General features: G+C 55.5%; 12 protein-coding genes. 7 read left to right on the plus strand and 5 right to left on the minus strand.

Annotation, left to right across the window (positions count from 1 at the left end; all coding sequences use genetic code 11):
* Window positions 1–36: 36 nt before the first annotated feature.
* A complete protein-coding gene (locus tag RMSM_RS22890) occupies window positions 37–531 on the plus strand; it encodes an MgtC/SapB family protein (protein WP_008702006.1) in 495 nt (164 codons plus the stop codon).
* Between the two features lie 53 nt (window positions 532–584).
* Here RMSM_RS22890 and RMSM_RS22895 read toward each other — a convergent pair whose 3' ends face one another.
* Together RMSM_RS22895 and RMSM_RS37875 are read right to left on the minus strand one after the other, a co-directional pair.
* Complete coding sequence (locus RMSM_RS22895; protein WP_008702009.1) at window positions 585–1,391, minus strand: MBL fold metallo-hydrolase; 807 nt, start codon at window positions 1,389–1,391, stop codon at window positions 585–587.
* Entirely contained in the window at window positions 1,391–3,283 is a 1,893-nt protein-coding gene (locus RMSM_RS37875) for a glycerophosphodiester phosphodiesterase family protein (protein WP_008702010.1), read from the minus strand. The genes RMSM_RS22895 and RMSM_RS37875 overlap by 1 nt, the downstream gene beginning before the upstream one ends.
* Before the next feature lie 456 nt (window positions 3,284–3,739).
* On the opposite strand from RMSM_RS37875, the gene RMSM_RS22905 reads away from it, so the two are divergent.
* Window positions 3,740–5,014 (plus strand): lactonase family protein, encoded by a 1,275-nt coding sequence (locus RMSM_RS22905; protein ID WP_008702013.1) that lies wholly within the window; start codon window positions 3,740–3,742, stop codon window positions 5,012–5,014.
* 244 nt (window positions 5,015–5,258) lie between these two features.
* On the opposite strand, the gene RMSM_RS22910 is transcribed toward RMSM_RS22905, so the two are convergent.
* Window positions 5,259–5,786, minus strand: a complete 528-nt coding sequence (locus tag RMSM_RS22910; protein ID WP_040769071.1) for a hypothetical protein — start codon at window positions 5,784–5,786, stop codon at window positions 5,259–5,261.
* A 435-nt stretch (window positions 5,787–6,221) separates the two neighbouring features.
* On the opposite strand from RMSM_RS22910, the gene RMSM_RS22920 reads away from it, so the two are divergent.
* The 4 genes from RMSM_RS22920 to RMSM_RS22935 all read left to right on the plus strand — a co-directional run bounded on the left by RMSM_RS22920 (window position 6,222) and on the right by RMSM_RS22935 (window position 12,745).
* A complete protein-coding gene (locus RMSM_RS22920; RefSeq protein WP_008702018.1) occupies window positions 6,222–7,199 on the plus strand; it encodes a glycosyltransferase family 2 protein in 978 nt (325 codons plus the stop codon).
* Window positions 7,200–7,289: 90 nt separating this feature from the next.
* Complete coding sequence (locus RMSM_RS22925) at window positions 7,290–8,891, plus strand: putative membrane protein (protein WP_008702020.1); 1,602 nt, start codon at window positions 7,290–7,292, stop codon at window positions 8,889–8,891.
* 210 nt (window positions 8,892–9,101) lie between these two features.
* Entirely contained in the window at window positions 9,102–12,338 is a 3,237-nt protein-coding gene (locus RMSM_RS22930; RefSeq protein WP_144057888.1) for an AsmA-like C-terminal region-containing protein, read from the plus strand.
* 56 nt (window positions 12,339–12,394) lie between these two features.
* Window positions 12,395–12,745: a hypothetical protein gene (locus RMSM_RS22935; RefSeq protein ID WP_144057889.1), complete on the plus strand. Its 351-nt coding sequence runs from the start codon at window positions 12,395–12,397 to the stop codon at window positions 12,743–12,745.
* Between the two features lie 399 nt (window positions 12,746–13,144).
* On the opposite strand, the gene RMSM_RS22940 is transcribed toward RMSM_RS22935, so the two are convergent.
* Together RMSM_RS22940 and RMSM_RS22945 are read right to left on the minus strand one after the other, a co-directional pair.
* Window positions 13,145–14,869 carry an L-lactate permease gene (locus RMSM_RS22940; RefSeq protein ID WP_008702026.1) on the minus strand — a complete coding sequence of 575 codons (1,725 nt, stop codon included), beginning with the start codon at window positions 14,867–14,869 and terminating at the stop codon, window positions 13,145–13,147.
* A gap of 77 nt (window positions 14,870–14,946) precedes the next feature.
* Window positions 14,947–16,053, minus strand: coding sequence for a 3-oxoacyl-ACP synthase III (locus RMSM_RS22945; RefSeq protein WP_008702028.1), 1,107 nt, complete (start codon window positions 16,051–16,053; stop codon window positions 14,947–14,949).
* A 479-nt stretch (window positions 16,054–16,532) separates the two neighbouring features.
* Here RMSM_RS22945 and RMSM_RS38845 point away from each other — a divergent pair.
* Window positions 16,533–16,798, plus strand: a 266-nt coding sequence (locus RMSM_RS38845; RefSeq protein ID WP_236622271.1) for a gamma-glutamyl-gamma-aminobutyrate hydrolase family protein, incomplete at its 3' end; no start/stop codon positions are given.

Here is a 16,798-nt window from a genome sequence, read left to right on the forward strand (position 1 = left end):
GCTTGCGGCGTCCGCATTCGATCACGATTCACTGCCATGGAAGACCAGATAAACCAAATCATCGTCGTGCTGATCGCCGGTGCCCTTGGCGCCGTCGTCGGATTCGAGCGTGAATTCGCAGACAAGCCAGCCGGATTGCGAACGCACATGTTTGTCTGTGCCGCTTCGGCGATGCTGGTGCTGTTGGGCGACATTGTCCTGGAGCGGTTCAATCAAGGCAACGAGAGTAATATCAGCGCTGATCCGATTCGAATGATCCAAGCCATCGTGGTTGGAATCAGTTTCTTGGGGGCGGGGACCATCATTCATCACCGAGACCAGCGGGTCGAAGGGTTAACCACCGCAGCCTCGATCTTGCTGACTTCCGGAATTGGGATCGCCGTCGCCGTGGGACAACTTTACTTCGCCGCAGGAGTCACCCTATTGGCGGTGCTTGTCTTAATCATTGTCGGTTGGATTGAACGTTGCATCCAAAGACGACTTGGTCATCGAGACCAGACGCCGTCGGACCCTGACAAAACTCAATCGTAGGCGATGAACGCGATTGTTAGTCAGGTCCCAAATTCATTGTTGTCGCAGCCGTCCTATTGTTTTAGCGACTGAATGTATCTCGCGGCCGATCGCTGCACCGCCGCTTTGGCATCAGTCGCCACCGTTTTGTCGGCAAATGCGCCATAGATGCGATCAAATTCAAACGGCTCGATCGCTTCGACAATCCGCTGAACTTTTGAAATCGGCAAGGGAATTAGATTCGGGTAGGAATACATAAAACTGACCCAGCGACGATCTTGAACGACTTGCAAAATGTCGCCTGTCAACATCGCGCCTTTGCCGTCCGCTGCACTAGGGATGTGCAGAACCGTGCCACCATCAAAATGACCTCCGCAACGGATCAGCGTCAAACCGCCCGCCAACTGTTTCGTTTCTCCATCCCAGAACTGGATGGCTGGATCCGGTCGCATCACCCAATTTCGATCCGCAGCATGCAAGTAGATGGGACAACCAAGCACATGACTCCAGTGCACCATGGTGCTGTAGTAATGGGGATGGCTGATCGCGATCGCCGAGATTCCACCGATCCCTTGAATCAATTCGATCATCGCATCCTCGCACAACGGGATACAGTCCCACAAAACATTCCCGTTCGGATGGGTCACCAGAAACGCTCGTTGGTTGATGGCAAACGAAGGCTGCATGCCAATGGCAAACAACCCCGCCTCTTCCATCGATACCAAACTCTGGTGCGTTTGCTGCAATTCCGCCAGCGTCGTCCAACGCTGACCTTCCCAACCGACATATTGACGTTCGTCCTCACAAATCGGACAACGCTCTGGCGCCGAATCCGACTCGGAATACTGGGTTCCGCATGTAACGCATATAAAATGAGGCATCACGAACCTGATGATAGCGACAACAACAATCTGGGGCGGTCAGTGTAAATTCGCTGCACGCCCATTCCCAATAACCGCTGTATCACCGCGGGATCGTTGACGGTCCAGGCACCGACCTCGATTCCCGCTTCTCGAATCTTTTCCACTTTCGCTGGCGTGACGCCATCCTTGTGCAACACCAACGCATCGAATCGATGTTGTTTGGCGACATTGATGTCACTTTCGATATCGGTATCCTTGCCGCGATCCCAGAACACAGGAATCTCGGGCGCGAGACGCTTCGCCTTGGCCATATACTGAAGATTTCCATCATTGAAACCCACCCACGGCTCGGCGTTCATCGATTGGATCAGCGACACCGCATCGGCAACGCAGTCCATCTTGGGCTGGATCGAAACACGCGTTAGTCCTTGCGTTTTGACCATCGCCAATACGTCTTTTAGCAGCGGCATTTTGGCTGGCGGACATTCCGAAAGCGTCTTGCCACTGCGTTTTCGATAATCAGTCGCGACATCGATCTCGGCCAATTCAGCATAAGTCGATTCGCTGACGACACGATCCACATCGCCGACTCGCCCGGTCGTTTGATCGTGAATCACCACCAATTGGCCGTCACGTGACCGCAAAACGTCCAGTTCAATCCAATCGGCGCCAACATCGATACCGCTGCGAAACGCCGCCATTGTGTTTTCAGGGAACTGACTCGAATTTCCGCGGTGCGCCGTCACACCGTTGGACAAAAACGCCAATGGCGGTGGCCCCAAAACCGATTCACGCTTGCTCTGAAATAATTCGAGCCAAGCCAAGGTCACCGCTTCGGAAATCGTCGTCGCTGGTCGTATCTGTGTCGGCGTTTGCCCCCAGTAGAACCCAATCCAACCCGCGGCAATGGACCGGGACTGGTCGATGAAATCGCCCAATTCTTGGGCCCCACATTTCAGTGGAAATAATTCTTCGATCACCACCGGCTTTCCCACGGCGGCAAATCCCCGCAGCGTCGCGATCGCCTCGTCCAACCGTCCTTTTTCCGGGTACAGATGCACGGCAATGAAATCGAGCTGGTCTGCGATTTTTTCGGGCACAAACCCTGACGTCAATCCAGGACGATCCAGGCTCCATGGCACCAGACCGACGGTGATCAGATGCCGTTGATCGTGTTGCCGGATTTCCGAGACCAGTTTGGCGATCCAGGCCTTCGCTACCTCGGTGCGATCACGGTCTTGGCGATCCAGTGCAATAAACTGCACAAAATGTTTGTCGCCGAATCCAGGCCCCAACCAATCAGTGCGTGCCTTGTCGCCGCCGGGGACGACCGGTTCGTTCATCAAGTCGTAACAGAACACGACGGGACTGGTCGAACATTGCTTGGCGATCGCTTCCCAGAAAACCGCCTGTGCCGCCCAGCGTTCTTGTTCGCTCAATTGGTCGTACCACTGCGGTACATCCTGTTTGTGGTAACAACCGAGTCCCGTCAGATCGAGATACAGCCCCGTTTGTTCAGCTAACGCAACAAGACGAGTAAGCTGTTTGAGCGAGTGGGCGTTAGGCATGGTCGGGCTGTCCATAAACTTGCCAAACTGCAGATGGATGCGAACGACGTTCGCGCCCAGTCCTTTCATCTCGTCAAACGCGGACTGCACCTTGCTCCATTGGTCGTCCCAGAAATCTTCGATCAAACGCCCGTCGCCGTCGTGGTCATAATTAAATCCCCACGGCGTAAAGGTCTCGCCCGATTCGACCACGGAAAATCGCTTGCCGTCAGCGGTGACTTGAATCCAACTAAGCTCGCTGGCGCAGCACTTCGTTTCAGGAACAATCTGCCCTATCGCCAAACCGAACATTCCTGCGGCAAACATCGTGGCCAAGCTGAGGAAACGATAAACAGATGACATGACGGCCCTTTGCGAAGCAGGGGAAAGAGAGACCGGGACTGATCGAGAACGTCCATCCATCGAAGCGGACAAAACCCATTCGATGTCGTTTTTTTATTCTATACGTTGTGTTGATCGCGAGCGTGCTACATGGGAAAAACAGAACATCATGTCCACCAAGCGATCAACAGCAATCGAATCGGCTATAGTGTGGTCCAGCGATCGACGCCTCGCCTAAGCAGCTAGGCAGAAGTCTTTCCGTATATCAGCCGCTTTAGCGTTAGCGGCCTGCTGATTTAGTCGTACGACGGGCTTCCTAGTCCGTCGAATACACCCATGACAGACGAGTTAGCCCATCAGCCACCCCTTGCCACAGGAAACTTCATTAAATCAACAAGCCACCTAGATCCCATCACGTAATTCCCCTCGTCTGCTGACGACCAACTACCCACCTCGAGCTCCCACCTGCAATCTACCATGACGACACACAATCAATCGGCTTCCTTATGGTTACGCCATATTTCCCTTGCCTTAGCCGCCGCAACCCTATTCGTCCCGACGCTGCAGGCACAGAGCAACAATGCCGAACAAGCCCTGTTTGCCTACGTGGGCACGTTTAGCTCCCCGCTTCGCGACACCCTGCCCACGCAAGTCGATTTGCCGCCAGGCAATGGCCGCGGCATTCACATCTTTCGAATCAACCGTGACAGCGGAGCGATGACGCCTGCGGGGATTTATCGGATGGGGACCAGTCCTAGCAGTTTGGTTGTTAGCGCCGACGGTAGTCGACTGTATTCAGCCAACGAAACCGATCGTGTGGGAAACGACAAACAAGGCACCGTTAGCGCCTTTGCGGTCGATCACCCCAGCGGTCAATTAACACTGCTCAATACCGTTCCGTCAGGCGGCGCCGGCCCGACCTACGTCAGCATCGATCCGAGCGGGCAAAATGTGTTGGTCGCGAACTACTTTGGTGGCTCCGTCGCAGTGCTGCCGATCTTGAAGGATGGTCAACTTGGAAACGCCAGCGACATCCGAGTGGACGAGGGAAAGATTGGCCCAACCACCGCAACCCATGCACCCGAGGGCAGTTTTGCGATCAGCGGTCACGACCACACTCATGCGCACATGATCCAAACCGATGCCTCGGGACGCTTTGCATTACATGCGGACTTGGGACTCGACAAAATCTTTGTTTGGAAGTTTGATCCGGAAAAAGGAGTGCTGAGCCCCAACCATCCCGCTTCCATCTCGCTTCCGCCGGGTGATGGCCCACGCCACTTCCATTTCCATCCCAATGGCCGCTGGCTCTATTCGATCCAAGAAGAGGGGTCGACGATCGTCCTATTCGACTATGACCATCAAGCAGGCCGTTTAAGTGCCAGACAAACCGTCTCGACATTGCCCGCAGAATTCCGCGGCAGCAATTTTTGCTCGGAGATATTGGTTTCCGCCGATGGCAGATTTGTCTACGCAGGCAATCGATTGCATGACAGCATCGGGATCTTTTCGGTCGGTGACGATGGCGAACTGAGCTACGTTGGCGAAGAGTGGACGCGAGGTAACTACCCGCGGAGTTTCCAGTTCGATCCCAGTGGCAATTTTTTATACTGCTGTAACCAACGCGCCGACCACATCGCGGTCTTTCGAGTGAATCGCCAAAGCGGCAGTTTGACCTTTGCCAACCACTACGCTGCGGTTGGCAATCCTTCGTGCATCGTATTCCTGGACCTTGCTGAAGAGAGCAAGTGAGCCGGCGACATGCAAACCGCGGCGGTTTGCCAATCCGATGAGATTCGCAAACCGCCGAACATTTCGGCGGGCATTTCAACAGACAGGTCGTTCAAGGTTCCGCCCCCAGCAACGGCTTGTTGATTTACCCGGCCGCAACGCGTCAGCGGCCGGGTATAACGCACTACCCGGCGTCTGACGGCCCACGGCTCACCGTTGCGATTTGAGATTGGATTAAATCAACAAGCCATCAACGTACGCTGTTTTAGCGTGGCTTGTTGACCGTCCGGTTTTGCACGCGAGCGTAGGCGTCCTCGGCAGCCGGGCGAGCGTCATCCCAAGGCATCAGTGGGGCCCCACCCTCTTCCTCCCAACGCTGACGCGCAATTCGTTCGCGGTCCGCCCAATCCTCGTTGACATCTGGGTCAAACGATTCCCAGCCTGCTTGATACGCCGGAGCATAATCATCGTAGCTGTATTGGTCGTTGTAGTAGTCGCGATTTTGATGTTCGGTCCGCCAATAGGCCACCTCGACCGTGGGATCGATCTTTTCCGCGACTGCCTTGCCGGCCAAACCACCGGCAACACCGCCGATGACGGCTCCGGCGACCGTTCCCACCGGACCGGCAACCGCGCCAGCGGCGGCACCGGTGGCCGCGCCGCCAAGTGCCGCTCCGAGCCCCGTACCGACCGGATGTGCTCCCGCCTCGCCCGTGACTGGATCTTCGTTTCTGAGCTCTTCGCGTTCTTCTTCGGTTCTCGCATTCTCGACACGTCTATTCTTCTGAGCCATCGCCAATTTCCTAGTTTTAAGGTGATCGTGAAAACAGCCGCAACATGAAGCTCGAATCGGCTGGCGATTTTCAACCGCAAGATTTCAATAATGCATTTGCTGTGCCGGTCACTGCCGCGGCGTTTTGCCCTGCAAACTCAATGGGTCATTCCATTGAATTTGACAATGTCGCCGACAGGAAAATGCAACGAAACGCAACAAATCCTTGCTTGAAACGCCGCCAACATGGACGATAGAAACGCTGTTGGGCTCGCCACATTGGGCCGTGATTCTCAGACCCAAGTGACATTCGTCGGTTGTGGTGAGTGAGCAGTCCCATGGATAGCCCCCCCATTAACCGGTACAGTGTCGTTTTGCGTCCCGCCCCTCCCACGCTATTCCGCGCCGGCCCTCGGCAGGAAACCTTTCATTTGTGACCCGATTTCGAGAACTCCGTTGCCTGTCCACAGCGTCTCCTTCGTCATTCCCGTTTTAGACGAAAGCGAATCTCTAAGCACTCTGCACGCCGCCATCGCGGAGGTTTGCCAGTCGGAACAAATTCAACGCCAAATCATCTTTGTCGACGATGGTTCACGCGATGATTCGTGGCAGGTGATCGAATCGATCGCTGCGGCCGACCCATCGGTTTGCGCAATCAAACTCCGCCGCAATTTTGGCAAGGCCGCTGCTCTGTCAGCGGGCTTCGAAATAGCCAAGAACGAAATCGTGATCACGATGGACGCCGATTTGCAAGACGACCCCAAAGAGATTCCCCGCTTCCTCGAACAACTCGATCAGCAAAAGGATGTCGTCAGCGGTTGGAAACGAGTGCGGCACGACCCTTGGCACAAGGTGCTGCCAAGCCGAGTGTTCAATTGGTTGGTCAGCCGGATGACGGGAGTTCATTTGCACGATCACAATTGCGGTTTCAAAGCGTACCGCCGCGAAATCTTTGACGAAGTCAAATTGTACGGCGAGTTACATCGTTTTGTGCCGGTGTTGTCAGCAGCAAAAGGATGGCGGGTCGGCGAAATCGAAGTCGAACATCACGCCCGCAAGTTCGGTCGTTCGAAATACGGAGTGTCACGGTTGATCAAAGGCTTCCTCGACCTGATGACAATCTACTTCCTGACCGGTTACTCGCGACGCCCACTGCACTTGATCGGCACCGCGGGAATGCTGTTCTTTAGCTTCGGTGGATTGGGGATCGTCGGTTTGTCCGCATGGTGGGTGATCAGCCGAGCCAGCGCATCGATCAATGTCATTCATCTGCATGAAACGGCAATCTTTTATTACTGCATCGTCTCGGTGCTGCTGGGCGCCCAATTCCTGCTCGCAGGTCTACTAGCGGAATTGATCGTTTCGCTTTCGCGTGACACGCAAACGCCATTCAGCGTTGCCAAACGAATCGGTAGTCAAAACAAGCCAACTTAAAAATGTCCCGTTGCGATTACTGACTTTGATTGTTCGCAAAAACGACTACGCGAATCCACCTACCCACCATTCACTTCACAATCAACCTTGATGCACAAAGACACGCAAGAGCGTAAGAAACGACGCACCGCCTACCTGTTGCTGATTTTAGTTGGCCTGGGGATCTCGGCCGGACGGATCGCAACCGTGACCAGCCGCGAGGGTGACACCGCGTTTCTGAGTGCCAATGATCGCAGTCGCTGGTGTACGGTCGCCGCGTTAGTCGAAGATCGAACCTACGAAATTGATCGCCAAATCGCCATCAAAGGCGGCAAGAACCGCACCCCTTGGAACACAATCGACAAAGTGCGTCACCGAGGCGACGATGGCAAGTTGCATTACTACAGCAGCAAACCTCCGCTGTTTCCCACTCTGGTTGCGGGCGTCTACTTTCTCGTCAACAGCTTGCTTGGGCTTTCGATGACGGAGTATCCGATCTATGCGACACGAATTGTACTCGCCCTCGTGAACCTGCCACTGCTGGCGCTCTTTTACTTTTGTACGATCGGCTCGATCGACCGCGTCTGTGGAAACGCTTGGGCTCGGCAATCGCTCGCGCTATCGGTCGTCTTTGGCACGATGCTGCTGCCCTTTTCGATGACGCTGAATAATCACCTGGTTGCCGCCGCCTTCACCGCGCTAACGATGTGGATCTACTTGTTCGCTTGTGAAAAATTAGACGATTCCGTGACCGGCGATTCGACCGTGATGCCGGCGGGGCTGTACCTCTTTGCGGGAATATCTGCCGCGTTTACGGCGGCAAACGAGCTGCCGGCGCTGTCGATGATGGTGCTGTGGTTCGTGCTGTTTGTCTGGATCGACACCCGATCGTTGCTGCCGTTTGCGGCTGGATTGATTATTGTGGCCGCCGGATTTTTCGGAACCAACTATGCCGCCCATGGCAGTCTGCGGCCACCGTACGCTCATCGCGGCAACGGCGATTTGATTGCCGAAATCGACGCGTCACTCGATACCGTTCCCACCGATCTGATTCATCGCGAAATCGTCCAACGCAACCTAATCCAACCATCGCAACAAATCACCGTCAAACCATCCGATGAAAAAGGGCGATGGAGTGTCCGCAGCGACGATGACCAGCTCTTTTCGTTGACTCGAACCGCCACCGGCAATTGGGCTCTGCATTTCTGGGACGATTGGTACGAGTACCCCAATAGCTACTGGCAAGACGGTCGACGGAAGGGGGTCGATTTGGGTGAGCCTTCACGAATCGTCTATTTTCTCAATATGACGATCGGCCATCACGGAATTTTTTCGCTCACTCCCATTTTTTTGCTCCTCCCAATCGGACTGGTCAAAGGACTCTCGTTTGGCCCCCACGACTATCGCCGATTCACGCTCGCCGTCTTAATTGCTAGCGTTGTCTGCCTGCTTTTCTATCTTGCCCGCCCACTGATCGACCGCAACTATGGCGGCGTTAGCTGCTGTTTTCGCTGGGTGTTATGGTTCACGCCGCTGTGGCTGCAAATGCTAGCACCGATCTTAGATGAGTATTCTGAAAAGACGCAGAGGCGAGGCCTTTTTCACGCGATGCTAGCACTCAGCGTTTTTTCGATGTCGACTGCCCTGCAAAGTCCATGGCAATCGCCGTGGATCTACCAGTTCTGGTCGTTTTTGGGGTGGCTTGGCGGCTGAGCCTCGGACTAGTATCGCGACAGATTAACCTCGTGCTGAGCGGACTTTTCGAAGCCCCCAGCATCAGGGGACATGGATGCCCTTGGTTTGTGAATAGGCTGTTTGCGATTGGCTGGGTCTAACTCTGATCCGAAACCGAAAGTAACCCGTGCGATAGCACGATGGTTTTGGGCTGCGCTGATTGCGGTCGCGCTCGTGACGGTCGTTCCGATGCTGGCTCCCGACACGCTTGGGGAACAGGCTCGTCGTCATCTGCTAAAGAAGTTGCAAGATCACTACGTCGGCTATGACGTCTCGATTGGACGAGGCCGTTTCGAGAGCTCGGTGGGGATCATCTTCGAGAACATCGTGATTTCGAATCCTGCGGCCATTGCTGCTCCGCTTCGCGAAATCGTTCGCATCGAACAACTGGTGGTGGTCGCCAACGTTCATCCTGAAAAGTTGCTGGACAAAGAAATCCCGTTAACGACCAACCGGGTCGCCATCACTGGGTTCCATGCCAATATCACCTTGAGTGACGATGGCATGCCCTCGCTAATGGATCTAATGCCATTACCGAAGCTGGGTCCCGAAGCGCCTCGCATCGATATGCGACGTGGGACGATCCATTGGTACGGTCCATCGGCTAGCCAACGTCCGGTTAGCACCGAGATTGCCCAGCTAAGCCTCGTCAACACAGAACGCCTCGATGGCGGTATCGATCGCACGGTATCCGCCACCGGTTCAAGCGACTTGGCCGAAGCATTTCACATTCAATGGGACCACGTCAAAGAGACCAGCGACATCCGTGGCACGGTGCGTGGTGTCAAGATTGACCGCGAACTGTTCAACCGCTTGCCCGCCTCACTGCAGCGGCCATTGGTCGATGCGAGAGGACTGCAATGCGTGTGTGACCTTTCGTGTTCGGTATTTCACGCGCCCGGTCACGATTGGAAATACCGTGTACGAACCACGATCCACGAAGGTCAATTCACGCACGCAAAGCTGCCCAAACCGATCACCCAATTGCAAGGAGTGTTTGTCGCCGAACCGCAATCGATCCAGATCGAAGCTTCGCAGGCTTCGTTGGGTGAAGCGGTCGTTCGGATGCATGGCGCACTACGGGGCGAACGATGGCCGATGGACACCGATTTGCAAGTCGCCACGCATGGGCTGCTACTGGATGACCAATTCGCATCCGTGCTGCCCGAGACGTCGCGTCGCGGTTGGGACCTGCTACAACCACGCGGCCGCATCGACGTTAAAGCCGATGTGACTTGCCGCTCGGGAATCTGGGACGCGGATGCCGACGTGACTTGTAAAGGCGTCGACATTCGCTATCAAAAATTTCCCTACCCCGTACACCAATTGGTAGGCCGGATCGAAGTCCGCGACGGCATCGCATCGAGCGATTCGCTGAACGGACGCATCGACAGCCACCGCATGCAGTGTGCATTTCGGTTGCCGATCCGTCCGGGAATCACCAACGAGAAAACCTTTGTAGTGGCAGCCGATGGCCCCATTGCCATCGACAACACATTGATCAAATCGCTGTCTCATCGCGGCGCCCCGCAATCGGCTCTCGAGTCGTTCGTTCGCTCGCTGCGACCCCGTGGGTCCGTGCATTTGGCCAGCGCGATGTTTGGTACCGACGCGAGCGGACGAAACACACGCCAACTGGACCTGCGAATCATTGATGGCCATTTGCGTTACGAAAAGTTTGCCTACCCGTTGTACAATGTCGATGGCCGAATCGAAGTCAACGAAGATATCGTGCGAATCACTGACTTTCGCGGGTTGAGCGCCAATTCGGGTGTGGTTCGCTGCGAAGGTACCTACCGGATTCCCAAGCCCTCGCCCGACCCGAATCTGTTCCGCATCTCCGATTCGGGCAGCGGTATCGAAGTGCCGCCTCAGCTTGCCCTCGTGTTTCAAACAACCAACATCCCGATGGATGACGCATTGCGATCCTCGTTGCCCGAGTCAGCCCAACATACTTGGGACTCACTCGCTCCGGGCGGGGTGTTGGACGAAGCCGATGTCTGGGTGACGCAGCAAGAGCATGCCGGGCCTGTGCAAATCGATTTAACCGCTCGGCAAATCTACGCCAACCAAATCAACAATCGGACGCTCAGTCTGCGTCCTAGTTCGCTTCCCTATCGAATCGACATCAGCAGCGGCACGGTCCGCTACGATGGATCGAAGGTCTACATCGACTCGCTCAATGGACAACACGGCGCATCACGACTCGCGGCCGATGGCTACTGCGTCAAAACCGCAAATGGTCGCTGGGATTTGACGTTGAATTTCAAAGGGGGCAGCCGGTTAAATCCAGATTCCGAATTGATCGCAGCGCTGCCTCACGAAATGCGCGAAGCGATGCGACGATTGCAACTGCGAGGCCCAGTCTCGCTTCGTGGCCAAACCAAAACCACGCTGCCCGACGCCGATCACGTCGAACCGGTGATCCAGTGGGACATCGCCTTGCAACTCGAAGGGAACCGTATCGCGGATGTCGGTCCGGTCCACTCGCTGAGAGGCGAAATTTCGGTGGTCGGCAGCAGTGACCCGCAAGGCATTCGTGCCGCTGGCGATGTCCATATCGACTCGATGCATATCGATGATCTACAAATCACGTCGATCCAAGGTCCCTTTACCGTGGTCGACGACATCTTAAAATTAGGCGTTCGCAGCGACGCGGCCACGTCGAATTTGGCCGGTGCCAACCACACGCCGTCGCCATCGGCTGCCACACGATCGATTAGCGGCCGCGTGTTTGACGGCGTGATCGAACTGCAAGGCGACTTGGAACTTTCCTCAGGCAGCTTTGACGTCGACCTTGCCGTGCACGATGCTCAAGTGCCAACGATCCTCGCCGACTTTGGTCATGTCGACAATGCAATCAGCGGCGAATTCTCAGGCAATGCATCACTCGAAGGCAGCCTCGGAACACTCGAATTCCTTAAAGGCAATGGCACCGCGCAAGTCACCAAAGCAAACCTGTATCAATTGCCGCTGATCGTGCAGGTCCTCAACCAGCTCAGTATCAAGCCGACCGAAGATGTCGCGTTCACCGATGGCACGGTCCAATTCAGCGTTTTCGGCGACACGGTGAACTTCAACGAGCTAAAAGTGTGGGGCGACTGGGTTGCGTTGGATGGTAGCGGATCGCTCGATGGACGCCGTGAACTCGACCTGTCGTTTAACACGCGAGTCAGCCCGCAGAACGCGTTTACGCAAATCATTCGACCCTTGCGAGGTGAAAAATACACGCTTTGGACCATCGACGTGAAGGGCCCAATTCACGCGCCGACGATTGAACGACGTGCGTTCGAAGGGGTCGGCGAGACGCTCGAACGATTTATTCCAACGATCACCAATGCCAATCCTGGTATAAATGACGGAAGCGACGTCGTCCCCGAAGCAACCGAATCGTCACCACGCGGATTTGGAAATTGGTTTCGTTAGCGCGATCCACTCTTTCAAAACCTCCTTCGTTTTCAACAACAGCGAGGTAAGTGATCATGCAAGTCAATCCTAGCTCGGCCGCAGCCAATATCGCAGGCACCGCTCGAGCTGCCGCCCGCGGCGGCGAGTCCGACTCGCAAGCAGCCGAAGCCACCAAGCGGCAAGCGTCCGCCGAAAATCCAGGCGGGAAAACAGCCGAAGCCAGTGCGATCGACTCGAGCGAACAAACCCATGATCGCGGCGGAGACGGCCGACAACTGTACGACACCTTCGAACGAGCCAAGGAACACGACGAAGACGAAACGCCGACCGAAGAAGCCGCCGCGGAACAGGATCCCAGCGATCTCGAGGCGACGCAGCCAACCAATCCCGAGGAACCGCCGCCACACATCGATTTCAGCGCGTAAGGGCTGGGCAAAGCAGGGAGTCAGGAATCATTGGTGAGATCCCGTTAGCCGTTTGGGCCAACGCTGTGAAGCATTTTTTCGTAGCGAAACTCGCAGAGAGTTTCGGTTTTACTGGCGTGGCCGAAAGTCTCTGCGACTTTCGCTACAGTGCCTTCGCGTTTTCCTTATAGGGATAAATGCTTCACAGCGTTGCGTTTGGGCGCTAGCCCCGGTTGAATGTCGGAACCGTGCTAGCAGGCTGTTGATTTAATGAACCGCTCGCGCGTCAGCGTCCGGGTTCCGCGCAATACCCGGTGCCTTACGGCCCTCGGCTCACCAATGCGATTTGCATTTCGATTAAATGAACAGGCCTGCTAGCGCCAGAGCGGCTAATCGACGGAAAGACTGCCGCCTCGCTGCTCACCACCACACGATCACATAGCCGATCATCCCTAGCAGCAGCGCGTAATACGTGAACACCCATAGCGTTTTGCGAATGATCACTCCCTCTTTCCCCACCAACCCGACGACGGCCGAAGCTGCCACGACGTTGTGGACACAAATCGTGTTCCCCGCAGCCCCGCCAACCGCTTGCAGCACCACGATCCAAACCGGATCGACACCGAGTTTCTCGCCCACATTAAATTGGAACGACGAGAACATCATGTTGCTAATCGTATTGCTGCCTGCGATCGATGCCCCAAACCCGCCAATGAATGTCGCGAATACCGGCCATGCTTCACCGACCGTGTTCTTGACTCCTTCGGCCAACGTGATGGGCATCGACTCGTAACCGGTCGCCCCTTGGCTGCTGTTGATAAAAACCTGAACCATCGGCACCGTGAATACCAACGCCACCGACGCTCGCAGGATGGTGCGAAACGATTCACCACAAGCCTCAGCACATGACCGCATCGACACACGCTGGAACACCACCGCGATCAGCGACGCGATGTTAAAGACGGTGCCTGGCAAATAAACCGGACGAATGATCTCGGAGATCGAGGTGCCAAATATCTCACGGACGGGCACCGCAAACGACTTCACCCATACCGCCGGTGATCCCTCCGCTCCGGTCAACCAATACAGTCCTGGCAACCAATCCAGCCGCGTTACCACCAACAGCAAAGCCACGATCACATACGGCGACCATGCCGCGATCAATCCCATTGGTCTGGCGTCGTCTTGGACATCGTCGTCCTCTCGCAACCGACCAAGCGGTCCACCTAGCCAATCATCCGGCCATTTGTCCGCATCCGGGAAATCCCAAATCGCATCCGCCTTGGGCATCAAGATACCGGCCTTTGCCGCAGGCACCACAATCGCCAAACCACACAATCCGCCTAACAGCGAGGGAAACTCGGGCCCCAACAACCAAGCGACCAGCACGTAGGGAACCGTCATCGCGAACGCGGCGAACAGCGCGAAACGCCACACCGCCAAGCCTTCTTTGAAAGAGCGATTTTCGCCAAAGAATCGCGTCATCAATCCCACCAACCACAGCGGAATCAATGTTCCTGCGATGGCATGCAGCATCGCCACTCGGAAACCGATCAACGACAACAATGTTCCCCCATCGGCATACCCGTGACTCTGTGCGAAGCCGTCGATCGTTCCTTCTCCAGCCAAACCGCTACTAACGCCAATCAAAATCGGCGTACCGACGGCACCAAAGGATACGGGAGTGCATTGAATCACCACGCCGGAAACGACTGCTGCCATCGCAGGAAAGCCCAAACCGACTAGCAGTGGCACCGCAATCGCCGCAGGCGTTCCGAAACCAGCCGCTCCTTCGATAAACGATCCAAACAGCCAAGCCACGATAATCACCTGGATGCGGCGGTCCGGCGAGATGTCTTGAAACGATTTTCGGATCGTCCGCAGCGCTCCGCTTTGACGCAGCGTGTTGAGCAACAGGATCGCGCCAAAGATGATATACAGCAACTCCGCCGCTACGATTAATCCCTTGACGCTTGCCGCGGCGACTTGCCACCCATCCACTTGCCAAACCCACAACGACAATCCGCAAGCAACCAGGTAAGCCAACGGCATCGCACGGCTGGCGGGCCAGCGCAGCATGACCAAGAAAACGGCCACCGCAATGATCGGCAGCAACGACAGAAACGCCAACACTTCGTCGCTCAAGATGGATCGTCCTGTTCTAACGATGGTGAAAATACAAACGCCAATTCGTCGGCGTTTGCGATCGACACCACGTTAACCTACACGATCGCGTCGATGTTGCCGCTGACGGTTGTATCGCCCCATTTTGCTGCAATCATCACGCTGTTAATTCCCGATCCGATTCCCAACATCGCAACTTGATCGCCACGGCACAGATCACCTCGCTTGGCGGCTGCGGCCAGCGTCAATGGCAGCGCGACCGATCCGGTGTTACCCAAGGACGGAAACGTGATGCTGTCGTTTTCTTGCGAAAGCCCCATCGCCTCGAGCATTGCCACGCGATGACGCGAACCGACTTGATGACATACCGTTCGCGAGATATCCGGTCGCGTCCATGTCGATTCGGACAACAACCGATCAAACGCAGCAGCACCGGTCGCAATCCCCTCGGCCATCAACCGTTCCGAATCGGTATCCATGAGCGGCGTCATCCCCGCGCCGGCCGAATCCTGGTCACTGCGACACAGATCATGAAACTCGGTACGCGCTTCGGCGATTGCGGTGTCCAACAAAGTCGGCTGGCGATCACGCCCCGCTGCATCGGATCGAATGACATCGCGATGCGCCAACAACCACGCGCAACTTCCCGATCCGATCGTCAGCGATGCAAAGGCCGGCTTCACGCTTTGACGCGTCAACGTTTGATCGGCGTTAAGCTGGGTGATGGTTTGTTCCAATAGCGGACGACTGTTTTCTGTTCCCACCACGATGCCCGCTTCGATCACGCCGGCTTCGATCAGCGCGGCAATTTGAACGGCGCCATTCATCAGCCCCAAGCAAGCGTTGGAAACGTCATAGACCCAACAACTCGACGGAAGCCCCAATTCGTGGTGAACCCTCGATGCCGTTGCGGGCTCTAGAAAGTCACGGCACACGCTGGCGTGAATCAAGCAACCAATGCGATCGGCGGCGATTCCGGACGCCTCCATGGCTCGACGAGCACTGCGAACACTCGGCTCACTCGGCATCGTTCCTTGCGGCCAGACCCGTCGCTCGGTAATCCCGCTCATCAGCGCCAAACGTCCTTCGGGAAGTTTCAATCGGCTGTAAAGCGGTTCGAGTTTCTGCTCCAGATCGTCACTCGTCCAAATCTCTTGGGGAATTTCGGTGCCGATGGCATCGAGGCAAACGTTGCTAAATCTCACGCTCAAGTCCTAAGTCGTTGGCTGCATTGGTGTTGGTGAATTTATAACGGACAATATCGTGGCTGACCAGGATCTTAAATACGTGCGGATGACCGCTGTTTGCTAGCAAGCCACCCTTTTGCTAGCACTGCATGTAGTGCTAGCGTCGGCGAATATCACCTAGCTAGGAAAAAGGGTTTGCAATGTTCGCATACCCGCATAAAGTTTCGCCGCACCAGAAGTGACACGGCGTGTGTCACTTCCGGCGGAAAACAACGATGGGATTCCGAACAACACAGCTTCTTCGCGGAACGTGTTCTATAGGACTTGTCCAACCGTCACGATGGGATGAAAGCCAAGATGGCACTCACTGACATCGCAAGCATTCCTTTTCGAATTCAAACATTCTTCTCTGAAATTGTTTTCTGCCGCCACATGTTGCGAAATGATTTTTGCAACGCGTTTTTTATCACTCGCGATCTTCGAAGAGGAACTTTCGGATGACGTGTAAGCCCCTGATCGGCATGAATGCCGACTTTCGTGCTGCCGCTCGTAACGTACCCGCATATAGTTACATCGCAGCAGGATACTTTCAATCGGTGATAGCAGCAGGAGGGATTCCCGTTGTATTGCCGCCTATGGATGACGCGGAATCGATTCACACCGCGATTGAAAACTTGACATGGTTTTATCATGATCGGCGGAGCCGACTTGGACTCCACGCAACGATGGCTTTATGTTGCATCCTTCGGTTCGCCCGTTGGAT

The sequence above is a fragment of the Rhodopirellula maiorica SM1 genome (assembly GCF_000346295.1).
GTDB classification, from domain to species: Bacteria; Planctomycetota; Planctomycetia; order Pirellulales; family Pirellulaceae; genus Novipirellula; species Novipirellula maiorica.